Consider the following 14,864-nt stretch of genomic DNA (forward strand, 5'->3'; position numbering starts at 1 on the left):
CCCCTCTCTGCTTGATCGTTTACAGGTCGTCTGCCGGGGGAACGACACTCAACCCCCGCCACGGCGCAGGGAATTCGGGGGCCCATTACATGAGAATCGGCACGACGGGGACGTCCATACTGCTGACGGGTGCGCTGCTGTGCGGCCTGTCCGCCTGCTCCTCGGACAGCGGCGCGGGCGGGAGCGGCGCGGCGAACGGAAGCGGCGCCGGGGGGACGAACAGCGCTCCGCTGTCGAGCGCGATCGCCGCCCCCTCCGCGTTCGACGCGAGCACGGGCTGGGAGGTCGAGGCCGAGTGGCTCCCCCAGGGGCAGCCCCTGCCCTACGCGGTCTCGCGGAAGGCCGGCACCGTCGCCCATCTCGACAAGACCGGGCAGGGCTACGTCCTGACCGTGCGCGAAGCGGCGTCCGGCAAGGTGCTGTCGACGAGCAAGCCGTGGCAGGGACCCGAGCCCACCGAGGAGCAGGCCGACGAGACGTCCGGCGCACTGGCCGTCCCGCAGATCGCCCTGATCTCCGGCCGGGACCGCGAGTACTTCGCTGTGTGGGCCCGGGGCGAGGGCCGCAAGGACGAGCTCCACGAGGACAAGGAGGTCGTCTCCGTCGCGTTCTACCCGGCCGGCGCCTCGGGCAAGGACATGACCCCGGTCGGCGCGGGGATCGCGGAGGCCCCTGACGGCGAGTTCGACCGGCCCAGCGTGCTGCCCGGGCCGGGGGGCCTGGTCGTCACCTCGTACGGCGGCGACAGCATCCTGGTGTCCGTCGACGGCAAGGTCCACGACACCAGCGACGCGAAGGTCCGCCTGAACGGCGAGTCGGTGGACCCCGACTTCCTGATGTCGTTCCCGAACACCACGGGTCTGGTGACGAACGGCGACGACGTCTTCGGCGGCGACGGCGGTTTCGGCGCCGACGGCGGCTGGCACAGCACGCGTGTGGCTCCGCCCGGCGTGGAAGCCGTCCGCACGGAGGAGAGCGTGGGCTCGGGCAGGACGAAGACACCCAACGGCCGTATCGTCGGTGCCGCCGGCGGCTACGTGATCGCCAACTGGCTCACCGAGGGCGACGGCGTCTCCGCCGTCCACGACCTGTCGACGGGCGCCGTCCGGGCCACCGCCCCCTGCCGGACCGCTGACACCGAGTACGCGATCCGCATCCCGGGCTCCGGCGCCGGAGTGAAGCCGGCCCTCTCCCCCGACGACCACTTCCTGGTCACGGGCGGCAATGTCTTCGACCTGCGGACCGGCAAGGGCACCTGCGCCGACAAGGGCCAGGACGCCAAGAAGATCACCCTCAGGGCCGTCGGGGACGACGGCACCGCCTACGGGACCGCGGGTGAGGAACCTCCCCTGACGCCGGTCTCCGTCTCCGCCACCACCGGCGCCGCCACTTCCCTGCCGGAGGCGACCGTCCTGCCCGACGCCATGGCCACCGGCGCAGGCCTGTTCGTGACGTACGCCGGCACGGACACCATGCGTCTGATCGCCCTCAGCCTGAAGAAGTAGAACGGCACACCGCCGAGTCCTTCCCGGCCTGCCCGGACACGGCATTCCGCGACGCGCTTCACGGCTGGGGCCCGGCGTCGAGCCCCAGCCCTCGCGCGTCCCGCTCCGGGCGGATGGCCGTGAGGGCGCAGGCGCCGGCCGTGACCATCACCGCGCCGGCGACGAGGAAGGCGCTGGTGTAGCCGGCGGCCGGGGTGTCGGCCGTGTCGATCAGGTGGCCGGTCAGGAACGGCGCCACGAGGCCCGGCAGGGTGCCGACGCCGGCGACGATGCCGAAGACAGCGCCCCGCTGGGCGGGAGGAACGACCTGCGCGGTCGTCATGTAGTGGAGGGGGATGGCGATCGCGGTGCCGCCGAAGGCCAGCGCGATCAGCCCGAGCCGCGCACCGGACGCCTCGACGAACGGGAACGCCGCCATCGCGCATCCGGCCACGCACACGGCGATGCTCTGCGCCGCCCCGCTGGACCAACGGCTGCTCACACCACGGGATTTCAGCGCGTCCACGAACGGGGAGACCGCGAGCAGCAGCACGAGACCGAAGCCGGAGATGACGCTGATGGCGGTCGCGGAGGCCGCCGCCGACATGTCCAGCTGCGTCCTGAGATAGGCGGGCAGCCAGGCATGGCTGAGGGACAGCGCCCACGCCGCTCCGAAGGCGCTGGCGATGCTGCCGAGCACGGTGCCGGTCAGCAGGATCCTGCGGTAGGGCAGCCGGAGCCCGCCGGATCCGGTGGCCGTGCGCTGGTGGTCGTACGGTCCGTCGTGGCCCACGCGCCACCACAGCAGCGCCCAGCAGGCGCTGACGACCGCGAGGACGGCGTAGGCCGAGCGCCAGCCGAAGCCGTCGATCAGCCAGGTGACCAGGGGTGCCGCGATGAGCGTGCCCAGCGCGGCCCCACCGATCTGGAGGGCAGAGGGCAGGGCGCGGCGTTCCGGCGGGAACCACTTGTAGAGGGCGTGCATCGACATGGACGCCGCCGGTCCCTCGGCGGCACCGAGCAGAACGCGGCCGGCCATCAGGGTCGGGACCGAGGCCACCACGAGGACCGGGAGCTGGGCCACGGCCCACACCACGGTCATCACGAACAGCAGGACCCGGCTGGAGATCCGGGTGGAGAGGAATCCGACGAGCAGTCCCGAGACGCTGAACAGGAAGGAGAAGGAGCTGGAGATGAGGCCGTAGGTGCTGTTGCTGAGGTCGAGTTCCTCCATGATCGGAACGGCGGCGAGACCGAGGACCGACTTGTCGGCGAAGTTGATGACCATGAAGGCCACGATCATCGCCATGATCAGCCAGGCTCTGCGACCGTCGGGGGCCGAGGCGGTGATGTGCCGGGGCTGCGTGGCGGTACGGGATGCCATGGGGCGACTCCTGCGGGTGCGGGTGGAGCAGGGGGTCGTACGGGTGGGCGGTCGTCCCCCGTCGCCGCGGGCCCACTCGCCGAAGCGGGGGCCCGCGGCACCGCCCTGGGCGCCAAGGGGTGAGTCAGATCAGGGCCTTGGCGATGGCGTTCTTGTGGATCTCGGTGGTTCCGGTGACGATCCGGAACATCCGCAGGCTGCGGAAGATCTGCTCGACCTCATTGCCTCGGGTCAGGCCGGCCTTGCCGTGGATCTGTACGGCCTGGTCGGCGACGCGGAAGGCCGCCTCGGAGGTGAAGAGCTTGCACATGTTGGCCTCGACGGAGACGTTGTCTCCCCGGTCGGCCTTCGTGGCGGTGGCCATCACCATCGCGCGGGCGGCGTAGATCTCGGTGGCCATCTCGGCGATCTTGTGGTGGACGGCCTGATGGGCGAGGAGCGGTTGTCCGAAGACCACGCGGTTCATGGCGTACGCCACCGACAGGTCCCAGGCGCGGCGGGCGGCGCCGATGAGGGACGGGCAGTGCAGCAGGCGGTTGAGGGTGATGCGGCCGATGCCGATGCGCAGGCCCTGGCCGATCTCGCCGAGGAGGTTCGCGGCAGGGATCCGGCAGTCGTCGAAGACGAGGTCGCCCTCCATCTGCTGCCCGGACATGGGGACTTCGCCGTCGAGGACGCGGCAGCCGGGGGTGTCAAGGTCGACGAGGAACGCACTGTACGCCTCCTCGACTCCGGCCATGCGGGCGACGACGATCGCGAAGTCCGCGAAGGGGGCGGCGGAGCTGAACACCTTCTTGCCGGTGAGGACGTAGGTGTCCCCGTCCGGGGTGGCGGTGGTCGTCATGCGGCGCACGTCGGAGCCCGCGTCCTCCTCCGTGATGGAGAAGCAGCACGCCCGCTCGCCCCGGACGACGGGCATGAGGTAGCGCTCCCGCTGCTCCTCGGTGGCGTACTTCACGATCGCGCCGACGCGCAGCGGACCGCCCATGTCGCCGAGCACCGAGTGGGAGAGAGCGGCACCGGAGGCGGTCAACTCCTCTTTCAAGGCACACAGTTCGGAGAAGCTCAGGCCCTGGCCGCCGAGCTCGGGGGGCAGGCTGATGCCGTAGAAACCGAGTTCCGCGCTGCGCTTCCAGACGTGTTCGAGGGTGGTGCGGTCGAGCTTCGTCTCCGCGGTGATGCCGTGCTCGCGCTCGTACGGAACGAGTTCGTCGGCCAGGTAGGCGCGCAGGCGTACGACGAGGTCCTGGAGGCGCGGGTTGTCGTCGTAGGAGGGTTCGAGGGTGAAGGGCATGCCGGGGGTCCTGTTCAGTTGACGCGGCGCTCGGCGCCCGCCCAGTAGCGGTCGCGGAGGGCACGGCGGTCGATCTTGCCGTTGGGGTTGTGGGGCAGGGCGGCGACGAAGTCGACCGAGCGGGGCTTCTTCATCCGGGCCAGGTGCTCGGCGCAGAAGTCGACGAGGCCCGCCTCCGTGAGGGTGGCGTCGTCGCGCGTGACGACGACCGCCTTGACGGCCTCGCCCCACTGTTCGTCGGGGACGCCGACGACGGCGGCCTCATAGACGTCGGGGTGCTGGTGCAGGACCGCCTCGACCTCGACGGCGTAGATGTTGAACCCGCCGGAGACGATCATGTCCTTCTTGCGGTCGACGATGAAGACGTAGCCGTCGGAGCGCCGGCGGGCGAGGTCGCCGGTGAGGAACCAGCCTTCTCGGAAGGTCTCCGCGGTGAGGTTCGGCTCGTTGTGGTAGCCGGGGACGACATCGGGACCGCGGACGGCGATCTCCCCGATCTCTCCGTCGGCGACGGGCTGTCCGCCGTCGTCGACGATGGAGACCTCTGCCTCGGCGAGCGGCCGGCCGCAGGACAGCAGCAGCTCCTCGTCCTGGCCCTCGATCGCCCGCCGGTGGTCCTCCGTGGAGAGGAACAGCACGCCGGAGGTGGTCTCGCCGCATCCGTATCCCTGGGAGAGGACGGGTCCGAACAGCTCCCAGGCGGCCCTGATCCGGGTCGGAGACATCGGCGCGGCGCCGTAGATCAGCTGGCGCAGGGTGGAGAGGTCGTAGTCGCGGGCGTTCGGCAGCGCCAGGACGGTGTTGACCATCGTCGGCACGACGAAGGCGTGGGTGGCTCGTTCACGCTGGACGGTGGCGAGGAACTCCTCGGCGTCCCAGCGGGGCAGCACGACCGCGCAGCCGCCGGCGAAGAAGATGCCCATCAGCGGCATGCCCGAGGCGTGGGTGACCGGCCCGGCCAGGATCTGCCGGTCACCGGGGCCCACCCGGGTGTCGGCGCTCATCACGGACTTGCGCATCAGCGCGAGCCTGTTGCCGTAGGTCTGGACCGCCGCCTTGAGTTTGCCGGTGGAGCCCGAGGTGAAGTGCAGTACGGCGATGTCTCCCTCGTCGCACTCCGTCTCGACGGGTTCCGGCGCGGTGCCCGCGAGGGTCTCGGCGTAGCCCGGGCCGAGATCGCTCGGGCCGTCGTAGCCGAGGACGGTCTTCACCCCCGTGCCGGGCAGGGCGGCGCGCGCGATGTCCAGGTGGGCCGCGTCCGTCAGCAGCACCCGCGCGTCGGACTCCGCGAGCAGGTGGGCCACCTCGGCGGTGCCGAGCCGGGCGTTGATCGGTGCCCGGGCCAGGCCGGCCTTGTACAGCGCCACTTCCGTGACGACGAGTTCCGCGCGGTTGCCGGCGAGGGTCGCCACGCGGTCTCCCCGGTCCAGGCCGAGAGCGCGCAGGGCCGTCGCGAGCCGGTCGCTGTGGTCGTCGAGTTCCGCGTACGTCAGCCGCACGGGCCCGCAGACCACGGCCTCGGCATCGGGTTGGTGGCCGGCAGTCCGGCGTACGTACCGCCCGAAGTTCATCGCACCTCCAGAGTTTCCGAACAATGTGTCCAGTAGCAAGCTTGGTGTGCGGCAACGTAAAGGCAGCGTTAGGGTCAGGTCAACGGTCCGGACGAGAAGGAAACGAAGTGGACATGAAGCCCGCGGGAGATCGCCGCGTCCGCAGGACACGGGCCGCACTGCGCCAGGCCCTCGTCGAACTGGTCCTGGAGAAGGGGTTCCACGCGATCACGGTCGAGGAGATCACCGAACACGCCGACGTCGGCCGGGCCACCTTCTACGCGCACTACCGCGACAAGGAAGACCTGCTGGTGGGCATCGTCCGTGACCTCGCCGAGGACCGCGAACGCCTCCTGCCGGCGGTCAGGCAGGCGCACGCGAAGGGGTTCACCGGGCTGCCGGTGAAGTACATCTTCGAACACGCCGAGCAGGAGAAGCCTGTCTACCAGGTCGTCCTGCGGGGCGAGGGCGACGGCCGGGCCCTACGCGAATTCACGGACCTCATCCGCACCCACGCCGAGGCCGCCTTCCGCGCGCGGACCGAGCAGCTCGGGGTGACACCGCGCATCCCCCTCGATGTCGTCGCCCGGGCCTGGACCGGGGAACTCATCGGCCTGCTCACCTGGTGGGTGGAGAACGACACCGGCTACAGCGCCGCCGAGATCACCGCACACCTGCGGGACCTGTCGGTCTACGGCCGCGTGTGGGCCACCGGACTCGCCCCCTCGGACGCCCCCGGAGCCCTCGACCTGACCCCCTGAACCGCGCCGGACCACGCCGAACCGCCCCTGAACCAGGCCCGAACGACGCGGCTCCCTCACCCCTTGCCCGGCACACCTGGGCGAGATACCAGACACCATGTACGGTATCGAGCCACAGAGACGCACGACGGTGGAGCGGAGCGAACGCATGACGGGCATACCCTCATTGGCTGATCTCGTCTGGGCGCGGGGATACACGGATCCGACCTGGGCTCGGCGGCACACGACCTCGGGTCGGGAACTCGTTCCGAGCCGCCGTGTCTGGCGGGGCTCCGGCGGCCCGTCCGCGTTGCCGACCGCGCCGCCCGGCGCCCTCGACGGACTCTCGTTCACGGGACCGCACGGTGGATCCCTCACGCTCACGGAGCTGCTCTCCCGGGCCGAGACCGACGCCCTGCTCGTCATGCACCGCGGCCTGCTCGTGCACGAGGAGTACCTCCACGGGTACGAGCCCCATGTCCCGCACTTCAACGCCTCGGCCGCCAAGTCCTACCTCGGCCTCGTCGCCGCGGTCCTCGCCCACGAGGGGCAGCTCGACCGGGGCGCGCGGGTCGCCACGATCGTCCCCGAGCTCGCCGGCACCGCCTTCGGAGACGCCCAGGTCGACCACCTCCTCCACATGGGCACGCGGATGAGCTACGCGGGCCGCCCGTACGACAAGGCGCTCGAAGCGCAGCGCTACTTCGCCGTCCTCGCCCCCCAGTTGCGCCCCCACGGCTACACCGGGCCGGCCACGATCCGCGAACACCTCGCCACCGCCCGGGCCACCGGCGAGCCGGGCGTCGACTTCCGCTACGAGAACGGCAACGTCGAGGCCCTCGCCGAGATTCTGCGCCGCGTCACCGGCACCACCACGTCAGCCCTGTTGTCCGAGATGATCTGGTCCCGCCTCGGCGCGGAGGAGGACGCGTACTACCTCCTCGACTCCGAAGGCGCCGAAGCCGCCTGCGGCGGATTCAGCGCCACCGCGCGCGACCTGGCCCGGCTCGGCGAGATGATCCGTTGCGGCGGCGCGATCGGCGACCGCCAGATCGTCCCGGAGGCCGTCGCCTCCACCATCGTCTCCGGCATACCGGACGGATACCCCCGCCGCGTCCGCTTCCCGGCCGCACCTCCCGAGGCGCCCGCCACGCTCTCGTACCACGACCTCTGGTGGATCCCCAACGACCCCTACGGTTCCTTCATGGCCAGCGGCATCCACGGCCAGCGGCTCTTCGTCTCCCCCGCCCTCGACCTGGTGATCGTCCACTACGCCTCCCAGATCGTCTCCCCGGCCGTCCCTCAGGTCCCCCTGCTCCAGGCGTTCCTGAGGATCGGCACGCACCTCCGCGGCTGAGGGGTGTGCACGCGCACGCGGCGCGGGCGACCTGACGGACTCCGCGAGCGCCGATCGTTCCGACGTTGCCGTTCGCGTCAACATCCGGCCGATTCCATTCGAAAACCCTCGTACAGCAGCGGTGTCGCAGGGTGCCGTTCACATGGGCGCATTACCCTTCATTGACCCAACCTTGGGCTTGCTTTGGCGAACTCTGATGATGGTGCGACCAGAGGGAGGAGCGTTCTCGTTGATCTCAGTCCGCACCTCCGCGGTCCTGCGCGCGACCCTCCTTCTCGTCCTCGCCCTCGTCTGCGGCACCTTCGTCCTGCCCACCCCCGCCGGCCCCTCGCCCCAGCTCGAACAACCCCGCGTCCAGCAGGCCGAGTCGGCCGTGGCGTACGAGTCCGCGCACGCCGGGGGCGGCGAGGCCGACGCCTCCAGGAGCTCCGTCCTCCACCGCGACCGGCGGCGGACCGGCACAACGGCCGCGGGCCCTCCCGGCCCGCCGCCGCTCGTCACCCGCACCGCACCGCTCACGGACCCGCCGGCCGGCCCCGCCGGCGGCCCGGACACCCGGCCGAGACCGTTCGCCGCCCACGACTCCTCCGCCCTCCAGGTGTTCCTCTGCTGACAGACGGCATCGCCCTGCGCCGACCTGTCAGCCCGACGCGCCCCCGCGGCGCGCCAGGAGGAAACCTTCATGCAGCCCCTCATCGACCACGCACGCCGATTCGGACAGCGCCCTGAGGAGTTCGCCCCGCACGCCGCGGGTCAGTCCCCGGCCGTCCTGTTCGTCACCTGCTCCGACTCCAGGGTCGTACCCGCCCTGATCACCGGTGCCCGGCCGGGCCAGCTCTTCGAACTGCGCACGGCGGGCGGCATCGTGCCCCCGTACGGCACCGGCAGCCCCAGCGGGGAGGCGGCCACGATCGAGTACGCCGTCGAGGTCCTCGGCGTCGAGGACGTCGTCGTCTGCGGCCACTCCCACTGCGGCGCGGTGGGCGCCCTCGTCCGGGGGGAGGACCTGAGCGCCGTGCCCGCCGTACGCGACTGGCTCGCCCACGCGGCTCCCGACGGGGCCCCCGGCCGGCCCGACGACCCGGCCGTCACCGACGCCGTCCACGGGCACGTCCTCGCCCAACTGCTGCGTCTGCGCTCCTATCCGTGCGTCGGACGGAGGCTGGCGGACGGCCTCCTGCGCCTGCACGGCTGGTACTACGAGGTGCACACCGGCGCCGTCATGGAGTACCGCCCCGGGACCGACGCCTTCGAGGCGCTGTGACGGGGGAATTCCGGATGCCGCGCTCCTTCCCTTTCCTGCGGCAGGACTTCGCCGCCTCCCTCGTCGTCTTCCTCGTCGCCCTCCCCCTCTGCATCGGCGTCGCCGTCGCCTCCGGCGTCCCCGCCGAACTGGGTCTCATCACCGGCATCGTCGGCGGCGTCGTCACCGGCCTGATGCGGGGCAGCAGCCTCCAGGTCTCCGGCCCGGCCGCCGGCCTCACCGTGCTCGTCCTGGAGGCGGTCCGCGCCTTCGGCCTCCCCGCGCTCGGAGTCATCGTCCTCGCGGCCGGCCTGCTGCAGATCGCCATGGGGCTCCTCCGCTGGGGACGCTGGTTCCGCGCGATCTCCCTCTCCGTCGTCGAGGGCATGCTCGCGGGCATCGGCCTGGTCATCATCGCCGGGCAGCTCTACGCCGCGGCGGGCATCCCCGCCCCCGACTCCGGTCTCGCCAAGCTCACCGGCCTGCCGGGCGCCCTCGTCGACGCCCTGGGCAGCCGCCCGGCCCTCGTGTCGCTCGCCGTCGGGGCCGGCACCGTCGTCCTCATCGTCGGCTGGCGGCGGATGCCCCGCCGGGCCCGTGCGGTGCCCGGCGCCCTCGTGGCGGTCCTCCTGGCCGCCCTCGCGACCGCCGTGCTCGACCTCCCGGTGCGGACCGTGCGGGTGAGCGGCGTCCTGGAGGCCGTCCACCTGCCGGACTCCGAAGCCCTCTCCTCACTCGCCGACCCGGCCCTCCTCGGCACGGTCCTCGCGTTCGCCCTGATCGCCTCCGCCGAGTCGCTGTTCAGCGCGGCAGCGGTCGACCGGCTGCACACGGGACCACGCACGGACTACGACAAGGAGCTCGTCGCACAGGGCGCGGGCAACACCCTCTGCGGTCTGCTCGGCGCCCTGCCGCTCACCGCGGTCATCGTGCGCAGTTCGGCCAACGTCGAGGCGGGCGCCCGGACGAAGGCGTCCCGGGTCCTCCACGGGGTCTGGCTGCTGCTCTTCGTCGCCCTGCTGCCCGCCGTCCTCGCGTACATCCCGCTGGCCGCGCTGGCCGGGATCCTCGTGCACGCCGGCTGGAAGCTCATCCCGTTCAAGGGCGTCGTGACGCTCTGGCGCCGTCACCGGGGCGAGGCCCTCGTCCTCGTGGCGACGGCGACGGCCATCGTCGCGGTCGGCATGTTCGAGGGCGTCCTGATCGGCCTCGTCCTGTCGGTCGCGAAAGCCGCCTGGGAGGCGTCGCACCTGCGGATCGAGCACAGTGACGACGGACGCGGCGCGGTCCGCGTACGGCTCCAGGGGACGATCACCTTTCTGCGGCTGCCCCAGATACTCGACAGCCTGGAGGCTCTTCCCCGCGACCGCCGGGTGGTCCTGGACCTCACCGGGGTCCACCACCTCGACCACGCCTGCCGGGCGGCGCTCGAGACGTGGGCCGAGCGCCACAGCGGCGCCGACGCCGAGGCGGTCCGCGCCGACACCGCCCCGGACCGGCACGAGGACTCCGCCGCGGGCCAGGTGAGCACCCCGCGCTGAGAGCCGGAGACACGCGGGGGACGGCGCGCGACGCGTCGTCCCCCGCGCGCGGACGTGCCCGTGGGGCCGCACCTCGTCGTCTGCGGAGGCCCTCCGGGGCTCAAGCCGTCACAATGAGACGCGGGCGTGGTCGAGGATTCGTCCGAACCTCCACTCCGCCTCCGCGTGGTACCGAGGAGGTCGCCATGAGTCACTCCACGGACGACCGGCGTGTGCTCGCCGAGATCGAGCAGCGCCTCGCACGCGACGATCCCGAGGTCTTCGCTCTCTTCACCACGCTGATCCAGCGGTTCCCGCCCGCACCGGAGGAGCCCCGTCCGGCAGCCCGTACGAAGCGACGACGTCTTCGCCGCAGGCCGGCCGTGATCCTCTTCGCGCTGATCGCGGTGCTCGGGCTGATCCTCACCGCGCTCCTGAGCGCCCCGCCGTCCCCGCCGTCCGGCGAGGACACTCCACCGGGCACCCACTCCGGGTCCGTCCTGACCCCTCCAGCGCGGTGACCACCCCGGTCTGAGGGCGAGCCGCCGCCTCGGACGCGCAGGCGGGCACGGCCCACGCGGTGGGGGCGGCCCAGGAGCGCGGACCGGCGGGTCCATAGGGTGAGCCCCATGTCTGCCACGCTGAGTCCCACGAAAGCCACCGCCGCCCTGCGCACCGCGGCGCGTGTGTCCGCCGAATCGCTGTTGGTGCTGCTGATGGCCGGGGTGGCCCTGTGGATCCTGGGCCGCATGTGGTCGGTCGTCTGGCCGCTCGTCGTCGGGCTGATCCTCACCACCCTGACCTGGCCGCCGACGCGCTTCCTGCGGCGGCACGGCTGGCCTCCCGCCCTGGCGGCGGCGGTCGTCACGGTCTCCTTCGTCCTGGCCGTCGTCGGCATCGTCGCGCTCATCTCGGTGCCGGTCGCCTCCCAGTCCGGGGAACTCTCCGACGGCGTGGTCGAGGGAATCCAGCGACTGCGCGAGTGGGCGGCCGGGCCGCCGCTGAACATCGGCGACGACCAGATCTCCGGCGCTCTCGACGCGGCCATGGCCCGCCTCCAGGACAGCGTCGGCAGCATGGTCACCGCGATCGCGACCGGCGTGGGCACGGTGTTCAACGGTGTGGTCACGGCCTTCCTCGCCCTCTTCCTGATGTTCTTCTTCCTCAAGGACGGCCCCCGGTTCGTCCCGTGGCTCACCCGCCAGCTCCCCGGGCGGCTCGCCGTCGACGTCCCGATCGTGGCGGAGCGGAGCTGGGACACGCTGGGAGCGTTCGTGCGCAGCCAGGCCTTCGTCGGCCTCATCGACGCCGTGCTCATCGGCATCGGTCTGTGGATGCTCGACGTCCCCCTGGTGCTCCCCCTCGCCGTACTGACCTTCGTCACCGCGTTCGTGCCGATCGTGGGCGCCCTGTTCGCCGGCCTGGTGGCGGTCCTCATCGCACTCGTGTCGAACGGCGTCACCGACGCGCTGATCGTGCTGGCGATCATCGTCGTGGTGCAGCAGTTGGAGGGGAACGTCTTCCAGCCCATGATCCAGAGCCGCGGACTCGGCCTGCACGCGGCCGTCGTCCTGCTCGCGGTGACGCTCGGCGGCAGCCTGGCCGGCATCGTGGGCAGCCTGCTCGCCGTCCCGGTGGCCGCGCTCATCGCGGTCTTCTGGAACTACCTGCGGGAGCAGCTCAGCGACGAGAGGCCGGAACAGGACCCGGACGAGGCTGACAGCTCCGTCCCCGTCATGTCCTGAGCCGACGACGGGCCGGCCGGAGAGGACTCACTAACGGTCGGGACATGGCGGCGATACGCCGCGGAAACGGGCCGTCCCTAATTTCTGTCAACCGACAGGAATTCGCAGGACCTCACTCCGCGACAGGGGACCGCCATGACCGTGACCACCGAGCCCACTCCGCCCCCGCCTCCCCCGCCCGGTGCGAAGGGCGAGGGGTCGCCTGACGGTTCGCCCGACAGCTCGCTCGCCTCGTTCGGCTATCCCCAGGAGCTGCGCCGCAGGATGGGGCGGTACGCGTCCTTCGCCGCCGGGTTCTCCTTCATCTCCGTGCTGACCACCGTGTTCCAGTTCTTCTCCCTCGGCTACTCCTTCGGCGGGCCGGTCTTCTTCTGGACCTGGCCCGCCGTGCTCGCCGGCCAGCTCCTCGTCGCCGCCTGCTTCGCCGAACTGGCCGCCCGGATGCCCATCTCCGGGGCGATCTACCAGTGGGCGAGCAGGCTCGGCAGCCCGTCCTTCGGCTGGTACGCGGGCTGGATCATGGTGACCGGGCGGATCGTGGTCGTGGCGGCCGCCGCCCTCGCGCTCCAGGTCGTGCTGCCCGCCGTCTGGCCCGGCTTCCAGGTCGTCGGCGGCGACCCGTCGCCCACCACGACCAGCGGCGCCGCGAACGCCGCCCTCCTCGGACTGGTCCTGCTCGCGCTCACCACCCTGCTCAACGTCCTCGACAACCGCGCGCTGTCGGCCGTCAACACGATCGGCGTCACCGCCGAGATCGCCGGCGTCGCCCTGATCGTCACCCTCCTCGTCACCCACGCGGAGCGCGATCCCGGCATCACCCTGCACACCGGTGGCGAAGGCGGCCTGATCACGGCGCTCCTGGTGGGCTCCTTCACCGCCGCGTACGTCCTCATCGGCTTCGAGAGCGCGAGCGAGATGAGCGAGGAGACCGTCAACCCCCGGCGCACCGCTCCCCGTACGACGCTCAGTGCCCTCACCACGTCCGGCGTCTGCGGCGGGCTGCTGCTGCTCGGCGGGCTGCTCGCCGCGCCCAGCCTCACCGACGGACGGCTCGCGACCGAGGGCCTGGGGTACGTGCTCACCAGCACCCTGGGCGACGGCCTCGGCCGGGTCCTGCTCGCCGATGTGGCCCTGGCCGTCTGCGCGGCGACCCTGGCGATCCAGACCTCGGCGACCCGGATGCTCTACTCGATGGCCCGCGACGGTGTCCTCCCGCAGTCGGAACGACTGGCACGGGTGCCCCGGCGGACCGGGATGCCCGGCACGGCCGCGGTGGTGGTCGGTGTCTGCGCGGGGCTGCTGCTCCTGCTCAACCTCGCCTCGCCGCAGGCGATCCTGGCCATCGGCACCACGTGCATCGCGATGGTGTACCTGGCGTACGCGATGGTCACGGGCCCGATGCTGGTCCGGCGCCTGAGGGGCGAGTGGCCGCCGCCGGCCGACGGCGCGCGGGACGAGCTCGGCCGGCCGCTGTTCTCGCTCGGCCGCTGGGGGCTCCCCGTCAACGCGCTCGCCGTCGCCTACGGGATCTTCATGACGGTCAACCTCTCCTGGCCGCGCGCCGAGGTGTACGACCCGGAGGGCGGCCACTGGTACTTCCGGTGGTTCACCGTCCTGGTCCTCGGCGCCACCGTCGCGACGGGCGCGGCGTACCGCGGGTACCGCCGCCGCGAGGGCACCGGTCCCGCGGCCGGGGAAGCGGACCGCCGGGCCCCGACGGACCACGCCTCCGAGGCCGTACGCGCCTGAGGCCGTGGGGCGCCCCCGGCGGATCCGCGCCGGACCGGCCGGCTCTCCGCCCGCCCCCGTCAGCTCTGTGCCGCGAGGAGCCGCTGCCCCTCGCGGCGCAGTCGTGCCAGGGACCGCTGCGGCACGCCCGCCACCCGGAGCGCCGCGTCGGCCGTCGCCATCGCCAAGGTGCGGGGGTCGCGGGCCGGTTCCGCCCGCCGGATGAGGATCACGCTCTCGGTGAGGCCGAAGAGCAGGTCCGCGCGAAGCACCAGGTCGTCCTCGGCGAGCCCCGTCCCGGTCTCCGTGGCCGCCAGCAAATCCGCGTAGCAGGACTTGAGTGCGGAGCGGATCCGGTGGAAGTCGGCGAAGCGCTCCGTCCGCACCTCGGGCAGCAGATAGAGCGCGCCCAGGTTGTGCGGGCCGCCGCACAGCAGTGCCGCGTCGGAGTGGCACAACGCCCACAGCCGTGCCTCCGGGTCCTCCTCCGTACGGGACACGAGGTCGCGCGCCACCTCCAGCGAGGGCCGGACGGTGCCTTCGAGCAGTTCCGCGAGGATCGCCTCCTTGCCGTCGAAGTAGTGGTAGAGGGATGCCTGCCGCAGGCCGGCCCGCTCGGCGATCGTCCGGGTGGAGGTCGCGGTGTAGCCCCGGACGGTGAAAAGCTCGGCGGCGGCCGTCAGGACTTCGTCGCGCGGTTCGAGACCCCCGGCGGGACGCTCCTGCGCCCGCGGGCGGCCGACTCTTCTGCTGGTGGGCGCACTCACTCCGCGATCCTCGCACAGGGCCGCCCGCCACCTCGGAGCCGAGCTCCCGGGT

At 72.1% G+C, this 14,864-nt stretch carries 13 protein-coding genes; 9 read left to right on the top strand and 4 right to left on the bottom strand.

From position 1 onward, the window contains the following. The first annotated feature begins 89 nt into the window (after nt 1–89). Nucleotides 90–1,505, top strand: a complete 1,416-nt coding sequence (locus tag ACIP8Z_RS07660) for a hypothetical protein (protein ID WP_402080027.1) — start codon at nt 90–92, stop codon at nt 1,503–1,505. A gap of 58 nt (nt 1,506–1,563) precedes the next feature. On the opposite strand, the gene ACIP8Z_RS07665 is transcribed toward ACIP8Z_RS07660, so the two are convergent. The 3 genes from ACIP8Z_RS07665 to ACIP8Z_RS07675 all read right to left on the bottom strand — a co-directional run bounded on the left by ACIP8Z_RS07665 (nt 1,564) and on the right by ACIP8Z_RS07675 (nt 5,733). After that, a complete protein-coding gene (locus ACIP8Z_RS07665) occupies nt 1,564–2,868 on the bottom strand; it encodes an MFS transporter (protein WP_402080029.1) in 1,305 nt (434 codons plus the stop codon). Between the two features lie 124 nt (nt 2,869–2,992). After that, entirely contained in the window at nt 2,993–4,162 is a 1,170-nt protein-coding gene (locus ACIP8Z_RS07670; protein ID WP_402080031.1) for an acyl-CoA dehydrogenase family protein, read from the bottom strand. Between the two features lie 14 nt (nt 4,163–4,176). Beyond that, nucleotides 4,177–5,733: a long-chain fatty acid--CoA ligase gene (locus ACIP8Z_RS07675; RefSeq protein ID WP_402080033.1), complete on the bottom strand. Its 1,557-nt coding sequence runs from the start codon at nt 5,731–5,733 to the stop codon at nt 4,177–4,179. A 113-nt stretch (nt 5,734–5,846) separates the two neighbouring features. Here ACIP8Z_RS07675 and ACIP8Z_RS07680 point away from each other — a divergent pair, with 113 nt between their 5' ends. From ACIP8Z_RS07680 to ACIP8Z_RS07715, 8 genes are all read left to right on the top strand, one after another. Continuing rightward, nucleotides 5,847–6,473, top strand: coding sequence for a TetR/AcrR family transcriptional regulator (locus ACIP8Z_RS07680; RefSeq protein ID WP_402080819.1), 627 nt, complete (start codon nt 5,847–5,849; stop codon nt 6,471–6,473). Nucleotides 6,474–6,621: 148 nt separating this feature from the next. Further along, complete coding sequence (locus ACIP8Z_RS07685; RefSeq protein WP_402080036.1) at nt 6,622–7,809, top strand: serine hydrolase domain-containing protein; 1,188 nt, start codon at nt 6,622–6,624, stop codon at nt 7,807–7,809. A 229-nt stretch (nt 7,810–8,038) separates the two neighbouring features. Next, on the top strand, nt 8,039–8,422 hold the full coding sequence (locus ACIP8Z_RS07690; protein ID WP_402080038.1) for a hypothetical protein: 384 nt from the start codon (nt 8,039–8,041) through the stop codon (nt 8,420–8,422). 69 nt (nt 8,423–8,491) lie between these two features. Next, on the top strand, nt 8,492–9,073 hold the full coding sequence (locus ACIP8Z_RS07695) for a carbonic anhydrase (protein ID WP_402080040.1): 582 nt from the start codon (nt 8,492–8,494) through the stop codon (nt 9,071–9,073). A gap of 14 nt (nt 9,074–9,087) precedes the next feature. Continuing rightward, nucleotides 9,088–10,593 (top strand): SulP family inorganic anion transporter, encoded by a 1,506-nt coding sequence (locus tag ACIP8Z_RS07700; protein WP_402080042.1) that lies wholly within the window; start codon nt 9,088–9,090, stop codon nt 10,591–10,593. 185 nt (nt 10,594–10,778) lie between these two features. After that, nucleotides 10,779–11,093 carry a DUF3040 domain-containing protein gene (locus tag ACIP8Z_RS07705; protein WP_402080044.1) on the top strand — a complete coding sequence of 105 codons (315 nt, stop codon included), beginning with the start codon at nt 10,779–10,781 and terminating at the stop codon, nt 11,091–11,093. Nucleotides 11,094–11,201: 108 nt separating this feature from the next. Next, nucleotides 11,202–12,317, top strand: coding sequence for an AI-2E family transporter (locus ACIP8Z_RS07710; protein ID WP_402080047.1), 1,116 nt, complete (start codon nt 11,202–11,204; stop codon nt 12,315–12,317). Between the two features lie 135 nt (nt 12,318–12,452). Further along, entirely contained in the window at nt 12,453–14,066 is a 1,614-nt protein-coding gene (locus ACIP8Z_RS07715; protein WP_402080049.1) for an amino acid permease, read from the top strand. Nucleotides 14,067–14,125: 59 nt separating this feature from the next. On the opposite strand, the gene ACIP8Z_RS07720 is transcribed toward ACIP8Z_RS07715, so the two are convergent. After that, nucleotides 14,126–14,812, bottom strand: coding sequence for a TetR/AcrR family transcriptional regulator (locus tag ACIP8Z_RS07720; protein ID WP_402080052.1), 687 nt, complete (start codon nt 14,810–14,812; stop codon nt 14,126–14,128). Nucleotides 14,813–14,864: the final 52 nt, after the last annotated feature.

Source organism: Streptomyces sp. NPDC088553 (assembly GCF_044752965.1).
In the GTDB taxonomy this organism is placed as follows: Bacteria; Actinomycetota; Actinomycetes; order Streptomycetales; family Streptomycetaceae; genus Streptomyces.

Bases quoted from the DNA above. Each gene is read 5' to 3' on its own strand.
- ACIP8Z_RS07710 (WP_402080047.1), top strand. From the start codon at position 11,202: ATGTCTGCCACGCTGAGTCCCACGAAAGCCACCGCCGCCCTGCGCACC.
- ACIP8Z_RS07670 (WP_402080031.1), bottom strand. From the start codon at position 4,162: ATGCCCTTCACCCTCGAACCCTCCTACGACGACAACCCGCGCCTCCAG.
- ACIP8Z_RS07715 (WP_402080049.1), top strand. From the start codon at position 12,453: ATGACCGTGACCACCGAGCCCACTCCGCCCCCGCCTCCCCCGCCCGGT.
- ACIP8Z_RS07660 (WP_402080027.1), top strand. From the start codon at position 90: ATGAGAATCGGCACGACGGGGACGTCCATACTGCTGACGGGTGCGCTG.
- ACIP8Z_RS07685 (WP_402080036.1), top strand. From the start codon at position 6,622: ATGACGGGCATACCCTCATTGGCTGATCTCGTCTGGGCGCGGGGATAC.
- ACIP8Z_RS07695 (WP_402080040.1), top strand. From the start codon at position 8,492: ATGCAGCCCCTCATCGACCACGCACGCCGATTCGGACAGCGCCCTGAG.
- ACIP8Z_RS07705 (WP_402080044.1), top strand. From the start codon at position 10,779: ATGAGTCACTCCACGGACGACCGGCGTGTGCTCGCCGAGATCGAGCAG.
- ACIP8Z_RS07700 (WP_402080042.1), top strand. From the start codon at position 9,088: ATGCCGCGCTCCTTCCCTTTCCTGCGGCAGGACTTCGCCGCCTCCCTC.
- ACIP8Z_RS07680 (WP_402080819.1), top strand. From the start codon at position 5,847: ATGAAGCCCGCGGGAGATCGCCGCGTCCGCAGGACACGGGCCGCACTG.
- ACIP8Z_RS07675 (WP_402080033.1), bottom strand. From the start codon at position 5,733: ATGAACTTCGGGCGGTACGTACGCCGGACTGCCGGCCACCAACCCGAT.
- ACIP8Z_RS07665 (WP_402080029.1), bottom strand. From the start codon at position 2,868: ATGGCATCCCGTACCGCCACGCAGCCCCGGCACATCACCGCCTCGGCC.